Below are 10,712 nucleotides of genomic sequence, written 5' to 3'. Positions count from 1 at the left end.
GGTCCGGTAGTTCAGTTGGTTAGAATGCCTGCCTGTCACGCAGGAGGTCGCGGGTTCGAGTCCCGTCCGGACCGCCATTTTACTTTCGATATTCATTGTGGTAAGATGGACAATAATTAAAAGATTGGCTTGGTAGCTCAGTCGGTAGAGCAATGGACTGAAAATCCATGTGTCGGCGGTTCGATTCCGTCCCAAGCCACCATTTTTGCCGGTCTAGCTCAATTGGTAGAGCAACTGACTTGTAATCAGTAGGTTGGGGGTTCAAGTCCTCTGGCCGGCACCACTTTTATTAAACGACAGATGTGCTCAGGCACGCTTTTTTTATTTCGTCTCTGTATTTGTGCAGGGACGTTTTTTTGTTATATAGAAATTTGTTATATAGAAAAATGCATAGTTTCATTCGTTAATCGGGCGGACGAAAAGCATAATTGGATGACTCCAGCTCAAGCGCAACTAAGCAGTCGCCTACGCTTTTCTATTGTCTAGCATAGGCTCCTAGGTGCTCGTGTACTTCAATCAATCAAATGAAATCAAAGAGCGATTTCATGTTGCTCGCTTTCCAGCCCAGTCGCCCTTGAGCTCGCCCATGCTTTTCTATTGTCTAGCATAGGCTCCTAGGTGCTCGTGTACTTCAATCGATCAAATGAAATCAAAGAGCGATTTCATGTTGCTCGCTCTCCAGCCCAGTCGCACCTGAACAGTCGCCCATGCTTTTCTATTGTCTAGCATAGGCTCCTAGGTGCTCATGTGCTTCAATCAATCAAATGAAATCAAAGAACGATTTCATGTTGCTCGCTTTCCAGCCCAGTCGCACCTGAACAGTCGCCCATGCTTTTCTTTTTTCCTACGTCTTTATGCGTCTTATGTTAGAATGTGGATAGATATTATTTAAAATAGGAACTATGTCGAATAGATATTATGTTGGATTGGAGCGAATTTGAATGGATAAGCGTATTCTCGTAGTAGATGATGAAAAACCAATCGCTGATATATTAAAGTTTAACCTTGAAAAAGAGGGCTTCGAAGTATTTTGTGCCTATGATGGCAACGAAGCTATTGAACAAGTAAAAAAAGAAGAGCCTGATCTCATTTTACTAGATATTATGTTACCTCATAAAGACGGCATGGAAGTGTGCCGTGAAGTACGAAAAAGCTATGACATTCCGATTATTATGCTGACAGCGAAAGATTCTGAGATTGATAAAGTCTTAGGACTTGAGCTTGGGGCGGATGACTATGTCACGAAGCCTTTTAGCACAAGAGAATTGCTCGCACGTGTTAAAGCAAACTTACGCCGCAGAAAATCCGGTGCTGAAGAAGTGTCAACGCAAAAAGAATTAACCGTAGGAGACTTAACGATTTACCCGGATGCTTATCAAGTGAAGCGCCGCGGTGAGACGATTGAGTTGACGCATAGAGAATTTGAGCTGATTCATTACTTAGCTAAACACCTAGGACAAGTGATGACGCGTGAGCATCTTCTACAGGCTGTATGGGGCTATGATTATTTTGGTGATGTACGTACAGTCGATGTGACGGTTAGAAGACTTAGAGAAAAAGTTGAGGATAATCCAAGCTATCCAAACTGGATCATTACACGACGCGGGGTAGGGTATTATTTATCATCACCTGAAGATGTGGAGCAAGGTTAATGGATCGAAAGGTTGGGTTTTTTAGATCAATTCAATTTAAGTTAATTATCATTTATGTGTTACTCATTTTTATGGCGATGCAGATCATTGGTGTGTATTTTACAGGAAAGCTAGAAGAACAGCTTGTCTACAACCATGATCAAATGTTAAATGAGCGTGCTAACTTGCTCGGATATAATGTTGCCCAGGAAATGATGGAGCCGCGTGAAGATCGAAGTGAGCTTTATAATGATATTAATTTACTTTTAAGAGAGACGTTTAATATTGAAAATGCAGAAGTTCAAGTGGTGGATGCTAACAGCGAAATTTTAGGTACGTCCAATTTTTCGAACCGGCATATTGTAGGCCAGCAGACGACGAAATACAGGGTTAAACGCGCGCTTCTTGGAGCGCGAGATGCAGCGATTGAACGTGATCCTCAGACTGGAGACCGTGTTCAAGTGCTTGCTGTTCCAATTAAAGACCAAGATAATAATACGCTTGGGGCAATCTATATTGAATCTTCTATGGAAGATATTTATGATCAAATGCAGCAAATTAACAGCATCTTATTGAGCGGTACAGTGATCGCTCTCTTAATTACCGCGGTGCTCGTTATTTTGCTTGCGCGGACGATTACAGCGCCGATTATGGATATGCGTAAACAAGCGCTCAGAATGGGTCAGGGAGATTTCTCGAGACAGGTAACAGTTTACAGCACAGATGAAATCGGACAGCTTGCTTATTCTTTTAATGATTTAACTCATAAATTACAAGATGCCACAGCAACAAGGGCCCGTGAGCAGAAGAAATTAAGCTCAGTTCTTGCTCATATGACAGATGGCGTACTTGCAACAGATCAAGACGGTCATATTATTTTGATGAATAAGCGTGCAGAGGAGCTGCTTGGCGTTCAAAGCTATGAAGTGATCAAATCCCTGCTGCCTGAAGTGTTAAGACTGCCGGAAACGTATGAGCTTGAAGACTTATTTGAGCAGACGGATTCCATTCTCCTTGATTTTAGTGATGACGAACAAGAGTTTCTGATCGAAGCTAATTTCTCTGTCATTCAAGAAGAGGATGGGCCGATTAATGGCTTAATTACCGTACTGCATGATGTAACGGAGCAAGAAAAAATTGAACAGGACAGACGTGAATTTGTAGCCAATGTTTCTCATGAGCTGCGTACCCCGTTAACAACGATGAAGAGCTACCTAGAAGCGCTTGAGGACGGTGCTCTAGAAGAGCCTGAGCTTGCACGCAGGTTTGTTGGGGTTACTCAAAATGAAACAGAGCGTATGATCCGCTTAGTTAATGACCTGCTTCAGCTTTCTAAAATTGACAGCCACGACTACCGTTTGCAGCTAACTTGGGTTGATTTTGGTCAGTTCCTGCATGAAGTAATTGATCGGTTTGAAATGGTCGCACAGGGAAGAGATATTCATTTCACGCGCCATATTTCAGGACATCCAACGTACGTAGAAGTGGATAAAGATAAATTGACGCAAGTAATTGATAACATTATTTCCAATGCAATGAAGTACTCTCCGGAGGGCGGCAATATTACGACGACCCTCATGCACCAAGGACATAATGTACGAGTGAGTATTTCAGATGAAGGAATGGGGATCCCTCGTGAAAATCAATCGAAGATCTTTGATCGTTTCTATCGTGTAGATAAAGCACGTGCCAGAAGCATTGGCGGTACAGGACTTGGTCTTGCGATTGCGAAGGAATTAGTGCATGCTCATGGCGGAGAAATTTGGGTTTCAAGTGAATATGGATCTGGTACGACGATTTACTTTACATTGCCTTACTCTACATTTAAGGGGGGAGAGGCATGAATTACGAACACGTCAAAACAGGATTATTAATCGGCTTAGTAGGGTTAAGTATCATCCTGACTTGGCAGCTGTGGACGTTTCAGCCTGATATCAACTTCCTAGGTGAATCAGAAGAATTAGAGAGAACCTCACTCATCAGTGAAGAGGTTAGGTTAAGCGATGTTATTAGGCCAGAGAAGCTGATCACTCATGTAGACGGGCAAACAGCTATGATTCCAAGGCATACTGATGCTTTTGATGATTTTTTTGATCAGCTTCTACAAGCAGAGCTCGATGAAGGAGACATGCTTGCTACCGGTCCTTTCCCAAAACCGGGTGTTAGTGCAGGGATAGAAGTCATTTTTCCTGCAGCTGTCCCTACCGATACGCTGCTCGCGATGTTTGAAGTGGATAGAGAAGTGTTTAACCTTCCAACCTCTGAGGTAGACCGACTCTATGTCTATATAGATAACAATCAGGATGAAGTAGCGATGCAGCTATTATTTGGCGAGGATGAGCGAGTGGTGGAAGTAGAAACCTCTTTTTCTGCAAATGAGTTTCAAGAGTGGATGCGGGGAGACTACATTTCGGTTACTTCTGTATCACAAGGGCCAAATCATACTCAGCTTCATCAGCATGTGTATGTTCCTGTTGAGCCCGTTGAGGTTGAGCGAATGACCTACACAACTAGTCCGATTGATGTAAATTATTTTATTAATGAGTTGTTCAACGAGCCAAATTCTGTTCGTGCTAATCTAGCGGATCAAAATGAATCCTTTACGGATGGGAATCGGATTATTCAATTGAGAAATGATGGGGAATTTATGGATTATAACAATCCGCTTTTCTCTGAAAATCAAGAGCGAAGCAGCCGTCATATTGTTCAAAACAGCTTCGATTTTATAAATAGTCACGGAGGATGGTCAGATCCTTATATTCTATCGGATTGGGCAGTAGCAGATGTAAGAGAAGAAGCTGAATATATGCTGCATGTCGATGGTACACCAGTCATCAGTTATGAGGGTCAAAGTATTATGAGTTTAAAAGTCGGCCGGATCGGCTCCCAAATCGTCAGCTATGAGCGTCCGTTATTTGACCTTGATAACCAGCCGATTAATGCGATCCAACGTGTCGAGCTTCCATCAGGCGAAGCGGTGCTAGATAGGCTGAATGAACAGGAATACTTTGATCCAAACAGACTTGAAAAAGTAATGGTTGGCTATGAAATGAACAAACAAAATGTTTCATTAGTCACACTTGAGCCTTATTGGTATGTGCTTTATGATGGACAATGGCAGAAAGTTACGTTTAATGATGGAGCTAGTGAGGAGGGGATGCAATGAATTGGAGCCGGACAAAAACCATATTCATCATCACCTTCTTATTCTTAAATATCTTTCTTACGTGGCAGCTGATCGAGAAAAATAACTCCAATCAAATGAACATGATCGCTCAAGCGACGATTCAAGAAGTGCTGCGCGACAATAATGTAACCATTGATGTCGAGCTGCCAGAAGAGACAACGACAGCCGGTCATATTTTAGGAAAGGCTGTGCCGTTTAGTGAAAGACAGATGAACGCTCTAAGCAATCAAGAGGCAGACTTATTAGACGGCACTACGATTATCGCAGAGCTTAATGAGCCTTTTGAGTTAAGAGAAGATCAGTTTTCCCAAGATTTAAATCAGTTTCTTACAAGCTATATAACGAACGGCCGTGAGTATCGCTTTGGCCGGTTTGATACAGAAGCAAGACAAATTCTTATGCAGCAAACGTATGAAGGGAAAACAGCCTACGCGTTTGAAGCAGAACCTCTAGTATTACAGCTAAATGAAGATAGAGAGATTGTTGCCTACGAACAAAGCTATTATGAGTTTGAGCCAACAGGCAGAGAACGAGAAGTGCTAACAAGTATTAAGGCCATTGAGGTGCTGTTAAATGCACAGCATATAGGGGTGAATGATACCGTGACGCATGTGGAGTTTGGTTATTACAGCCTCCATAATCTGCAAGGCGGTGGGGCACAGGTATTTGCTCCGATGTGGCGTGTGACGGTTGAGGGTGAGACCTATCTTGTGCATGCGATCAACCCTGAAATACAGCAGCTCTCGTAACAGCAGCAAAAAACAGGAGTGAACCTACGATGTCATTACGTTTTAGTGTGCTGGCTAGCGGAAGTACTGGAAATGCAATTTATGTGGAGGCGGATGATAAAAAGCTATTAGTGGATGTCGGACTTAGCGGCAAGAAAATGGACGAGCTTTTCACAGAGATCGGACGCAACCCTAAAGAACTTGACGGTATTTTAGTTAGTCATGAGCACAGCGATCATATAAAAGGGGTCGGCGTGTTTGCAAGAAAACATAAGCTGCCAATCTATGCAAATGAAAAGACATGGCTTGCGATGGAGAACAATCTTGGTACCATCCCGACCGATCAAAAATTTGTCTTTGCAACAGAAGAAGTAAAATCATTCGGCGGATTAGACGTCGAGTCGTTCGGTGTCTCTCATGATGCGGCAGAGCCAATGTTTTACTGCTTTCATCACGCAGGAAAGAAGCTTGTGCTGGCCACTGATATGGGATATGTAAGCGAGCGGATTAAAGGAACGATTAAAGGTGCTGATATGTACATTTTTGAATCGAACCATGATTTGAATATGCTGCGGATGGGGCGCTATCCTTGGAACGTAAAACGAAGAATCTTAAGTGATGTAGGACACGTATCAAACGAAGATGCCGCTCTTGCGTTATCTGATGTGATTAGTGACAATACGAGCAGAATCTATCTTGCTCACTTAAGCTTGGATAATAATATGAAAGACTTAGCACGCCTTACCGTAGAGCAAGTATTAAAAGAACAAGATATGCCAGTAGGCGAGCAGTTTGAGTTATTTGATACAGACCCCCTAAAACCAACTCCGCTCACTAGCGTATAATCTAAAAAAGTCCTCTTATGATAGAGGGCTTTTTCGTTTTTAAGTGATTATTCCTTACTGTTGTTGGCAATTCTGTAAACAGTATAAAAAATAATCAAAAGTGAAGCATGCTAGTAGATTTATCCTAAAGAATCGGTATAATAATGATCAAAATCATCCTTTTTATAAAGGATGTAGCATGGCTAAAGTTGTGACCTTTTTCATTTAAATCATAAGGATGGTGTTGGGTTATGGGCTATTATGATGAGCATTACACAGAACGTGATACAAGGCAGAAACGTTCTAGGCGCGGTGGAGCCCTTTCAGCATTTATTGGTGCGGTTGTCGGAGGCTTGGTTGTTCTCTTATCCGTGCCGCTCTTATCTAATTTAGGTATCCTTCCATACAATGCAGGAGACTCCCAAGGGGAAGATACGAGTTTAGTAGCATCTGAACAGCCAGAGGATGTCCAGACAGTCAGCTATTCGGTGAATACAGATGTAACGCAGGCAGTCGATCAAGTATCAGATGCTGTTGTAGGAGTCATAAATATTCAACAATCGAATCCGTTTCAAGAACAAGGCGGAGAAGGGACTGGCTCTGGTGTCATTTATAAGGCAGCTGGAGACAAGGCATTTGTTGTAACGAATCACCATGTTATTGACCGGGCAAATGGAATAGAAGTCAGCTTAGCAGACGGAACAAGAGTCCCAGCAGAGCTATTAGGCTCAGATGTGATTACAGACTTAGCTGTTCTTGAAATTGACAGTGAAAATATTGATACAGTTGCTGAGTTTGGCAATTCTGACTCGCTGAGAGTGGGAGAGCCTGCCATTGCAATCGGAAATCCACTAGGGCTCAGATTTTCAAGCTCGGTAACACAAGGCATTATTAGTGCGACAGAAAGAAGTATTCCTGTTGATTTAACCGGAAACGGACAGGTAGACTGGCATGCAGAAGTGCTGCAAACAGATGCGGCAATCAACCCAGGAAACAGCGGCGGGGCGTTATTAAATATTGAAGGTCAAGTCATTGGGATTAATTCCATGAAGATCGCCCAAAGCTCAGTAGAAGGAATTGGCTTTGCGATCCCAACAAGTGTGGCGCTCCCTATCATTGAGGATCTAGAACGCTACGGTGAAGTCAAACGTCCGCAGCTGGGGGTAGGCATTCAATCACTAAATGAAATTCCAAGCTACCACTGGCAAGAAACATTAAATCTGCCAAGCGATGTACGAGCAGGAGTGATGGTATCAAGCGTCTCACCAATGTCTGCAGCAGAACGTGCAGGGCTTGAGCAATATGACGTCATCGTAGAAATTGATGGCGAAGAAATTACTGATGGCCATGATTTACGCAGATTCCTCTACACAGAAAAGCAAGTTGGCGATGAAGTGGAAGTCACATACTACCGCAACGGCAGTCGTGAGACGGTCACGGTGCAGCTAGCCGAGCAGCAAAGCTTTTAATAATCAAGCAAGTTGGTAGGTTGGTTAGTTGGGAAAGGTAAACATTGATAGATGTCAGACAGAGTTATTCACATAGCTCTGTCTTTTTTGGTTTCAGTCACAAAAAGGAAGTTGCCCACAGGTGGAAAACGGGTATGCTATAATAAAACACGGTAAATAGAAAGGACGGATTAAGATGGAATTTGCATGTGATGAACATATTGAAGTAGCAATGGATGTAGTCGTTGATGAGTACGAAGCGGCACCAATTATCGAAAAATTAAATGAGGCAGATCAATTATCCACAACGTGCAGTTACTGCAAGAAGCCTGCTGTTTATTCAATTACGAAATAGTCAGTTACTAACACTGTTGATATGTGGATAACTTCTGTGGATAAAAAATAAAGGATGAGGGAATACACACTGTGAATATCTCAATTATCTCTGTAGGAAAATTAAAAGAGAAGTATTTGAAGCAAGGAATAGCAGAATATACAAAACGGCTTGGAGCATATGCAAAAATTGATTTAATCGAAGTGTCTGATGAAAAAGCCCCGGAGAATTTAAGTGAAGCCGACATGGTGCTCGTAAAGCAAAAAGAAGGCGAAAGAATCCTCGCCAAAATTGCACCAGATACGCATGTTATCACACTTGAAATCAAAGGTAAACAGCTGACATCAGAGCAATTAGCTAAAGAAATCGACCAGCTCGCAACGTACGGAAAAAGTAAAATTGCTTTTATTATTGGAGGATCACTCGGTCTAAGTGAGGAAGTTATGGCACGCAGCAATTATGCCCTGTCGTTTTCAAAAATGACGCTGCCGCACCAGTTGATGAGGCTGGTGTTATTAGAGCAGGTTTATCGCGCGTTTCGGATAAATAGGGGAGAAGCGTAGCATGTATAATTCTAAAATCCTATCTACGTTAACTAGCAAGGTTCAATTTACTATCTTCTTTAAAGACAATAAACCGGAATATATATTGAGAACATGAACAAAACGCTTAGAGAACCTTCTAAGCGTTTTAAATTATTATTAAAATGTACTAATCAGTATGATTACCTAGATTTACTTTCTGCAAGAAAATTAAATTTATAGTCAGTATTTAACTAGCATGATCTGGAATTAAATAGAGTTTATTACTGCACACTTGAGCAATTTCTTCACTCAGTGTATTAATAAAATCTATAATAAAGCTTTCTACCTCATTGTATTGTAGTAATGTAACAGGTATATTTTCACCATGTGCAATCTGATTTCGCACTTTTACTATATTACGATTTATAAATTGCTCTTTGGTTCTTAAGCTTTTATCATTAGATTTTAAATTAAACTCATCGATAGTAAAGCCTAATAAAAATAATAGATCTTCTATAACACTAAATTTTAAATTGCCCTCAGTTGATACAATATCACCATCTAATTCATCAACTTTAAAGAGAACGGTATCTTCTAATAACATAGCAGTTATTAACTCATTATATTTAATTTTTCTATTTGATTTCCTCACATCAATAATTTTTTTAGTGTGGAATAATGTTTGCAAATAATACCCAACATTTTTAATAGGTATATTTCTGCTATTAATATGTTTTAAATATAATCTGATAGATTCTTTTGTGAAACCTTCAAAGTGTGAATATAAAAGTATAAACGATGACCTTAATAATGCTCGTTGAATTTCTCCCTCTACCGAATTTATTTGAGAGGATAAATTCCCTATTTCTTTTTTTCTAAAACTTGAACTTTTATCAAGTTTTATTTGCAATTCCTCATAATTCATCAAAATATACCTTACTATAAGGGATTAGTTCTTTTGTTCTTAAAACTGGTCTATACTGATTCCGTTTCTCTTTATAAATTGTATCCTCTGACAACAATTTTATTCGGTCTTCTAATCTTTGAATTCTCTCTACTTGACTGATTTCAAAAGAGGATTTTTCTAATGTTAAGGCAATACCCGGTATTATTGCTTCAAATAGTGCTGTAGATAATGCACCTTCAAATTTATTTTTCTCTGTATTAAATTTCTTGAAAATATCTTCGCCTAAGGCACTATCTAAAAATAAAAATACATTATTAAATATTTTTTCTTCGTGTTCTAAGTTGAAACTATTATCTTTAATTATTTCATGCATTTTTTCAGTTAAAAATGGATCAATATCCTCATTTCCTTTTATCTCATCATCTTTTAGTCTTCTGATTATTAAAAATCTTAGTAGGTATTCCATGTCTACTTTTTCACTTTTTTGCCTATTTGTTAACGGTAAGCAATTACTAAAGTTCACATTTTTGCTTAGTTTTTCAAACCATAGATAAAAATCTTTATTTTCCATAACCATTAAACTATTTCTGATTTCTTGCGGTGATAATGCAGTTCCACCAGTATTTAACCTTTGAAATAACTCAAATTGGGCGTCAACGTCACTCGTATACTTAATAATTTTTATATCTAAACGAGACCTTTTAAAGAATAATTTAGTTTGAGTTGAAATTTCATTAAATTCTCCATTTGAACTCCACTTTTTACTTTCTAATGAAGGTAAAAACTCTGTACCTTGTAATTCTAATTCTTGAACTACATGATCTTCGGAATTATCAACCACTAACACTTCCATAAATTGCAATATAGTCGATAACCGCTGTAGACCATCTACTACCGCCCAAACGCCATCTTTTTTTTGATATACAAAAATAGGTGGAATCGGTATACCTAACATTAATGACTCAATAAATTTACTTTTTTGGGTATTAGACCATCTGAAAAATCTTTGGTAATCTGGCTGCAATTCTAATTCGCCATCTTGATACATACTTGCTATTTCTCCGACTGACATTGAATATGAGTCGGTATATATATCCTTTGACTTCTCTTTTATTTCCTGATCAAGCAT

10 protein-coding genes and 3 tRNA genes are annotated in these 10,712 nt (G+C 39.9%); 11 read left to right on the top strand and 2 right to left on the bottom strand.

Going from position 1 to position 10,712, the window contains the following annotated elements; genetic code table 11:
* The 11 genes from A33I_RS17360 (at window position 1) to rlmH (ending at window position 8,715) form a co-directional block, all read left to right on the top strand.
* Window positions 1-77 (top strand) — tRNA-Asp (locus tag A33I_RS17360).
* A gap of 49 nt (window positions 78-126) precedes the next feature.
* Window positions 127-202, top strand: a tRNA-Phe gene (locus A33I_RS17355).
* A gap of 5 nt (window positions 203-207) precedes the next feature.
* Window positions 208-283: transfer RNA gene (locus A33I_RS17350), tRNA-Thr, on the top strand.
* Window positions 284-941: 658 nt separating this feature from the next.
* The gene (yycF, locus tag A33I_RS17345) at window positions 942-1,652 is read left to right on the top strand and encodes a response regulator YycF (RefSeq protein WP_022629600.1); all 711 of its coding nucleotides are present in this window, start codon (window positions 942-944) and stop codon (window positions 1,650-1,652) included.
* Window positions 1,652-3,475: a cell wall metabolism sensor histidine kinase WalK gene (gene walK / locus A33I_RS17340; protein WP_022629599.1), complete on the top strand. Its 1,824-nt coding sequence runs from the start codon at window positions 1,652-1,654 to the stop codon at window positions 3,473-3,475. The genes yycF and walK overlap by 1 nt, the downstream gene beginning before the upstream one ends.
* Window positions 3,472-4,797, top strand: a complete 1,326-nt coding sequence (locus A33I_RS17335) for a YycH family regulatory protein (RefSeq protein ID WP_022629598.1) — start codon at window positions 3,472-3,474, stop codon at window positions 4,795-4,797. Before walK ends, A33I_RS17335 begins: the two co-directional genes overlap by 4 nt.
* Entirely contained in the window at window positions 4,794-5,567 is a 774-nt protein-coding gene (locus A33I_RS17330; RefSeq protein ID WP_012960892.1) for a two-component system regulatory protein YycI, read from the top strand. The genes A33I_RS17335 and A33I_RS17330 overlap by 4 nt, the downstream gene beginning before the upstream one ends.
* 29 nt (window positions 5,568-5,596) lie before the next feature.
* Entirely contained in the window at window positions 5,597-6,391 is a 795-nt protein-coding gene (locus A33I_RS17325) for an MBL fold metallo-hydrolase (protein ID WP_022629597.1), read from the top strand.
* A gap of 230 nt (window positions 6,392-6,621) precedes the next feature.
* Window positions 6,622-7,839: a S1C family serine protease gene (locus A33I_RS17320; RefSeq protein WP_012960890.1), complete on the top strand. Its 1,218-nt coding sequence runs from the start codon at window positions 6,622-6,624 to the stop codon at window positions 7,837-7,839.
* Window positions 7,840-8,014: 175 nt separating this feature from the next.
* Window positions 8,015-8,173, top strand: coding sequence for a CxxH/CxxC protein (locus tag A33I_RS20370; RefSeq protein ID WP_022629596.1), 159 nt, complete (start codon window positions 8,015-8,017; stop codon window positions 8,171-8,173).
* 71 nt (window positions 8,174-8,244) lie between these two features.
* Window positions 8,245-8,715, top strand: coding sequence for a 23S rRNA (pseudouridine(1915)-N(3))-methyltransferase RlmH (gene rlmH, locus A33I_RS17315; RefSeq protein ID WP_022629595.1), 471 nt, complete (start codon window positions 8,245-8,247; stop codon window positions 8,713-8,715).
* Window positions 8,716-8,923: 208 nt separating this feature from the next.
* Here rlmH and A33I_RS17310 read toward each other — a convergent pair whose 3' ends face one another.
* Window positions 8,924-9,601 (bottom strand): MAE_28990/MAE_18760 family HEPN-like nuclease, encoded by a 678-nt coding sequence (locus A33I_RS17310; protein ID WP_022629594.1) that lies wholly within the window; start codon window positions 9,599-9,601, stop codon window positions 8,924-8,926.
* On the bottom strand, window positions 9,591-10,712 hold the full coding sequence (locus tag A33I_RS17305; protein WP_022629593.1) for a DUF262 domain-containing protein: 1,122 nt from the start codon (window positions 10,710-10,712) through the stop codon (window positions 9,591-9,593). The genes A33I_RS17310 and A33I_RS17305 overlap by 11 nt, the downstream gene beginning before the upstream one ends.

The sequence above is a fragment of the Alkalihalophilus marmarensis DSM 21297 genome, from assembly GCF_000474275.2.
In the GTDB taxonomy this organism is placed as follows: Bacteria; Bacillota; Bacilli; order Bacillales; family Bacillaceae_D; genus Alkalihalophilus; species Alkalihalophilus marmarensis.
Note: the sequence above shows the minus strand (reverse complement) of the source record. Positions and strands in the feature narration are given on the sequence as shown.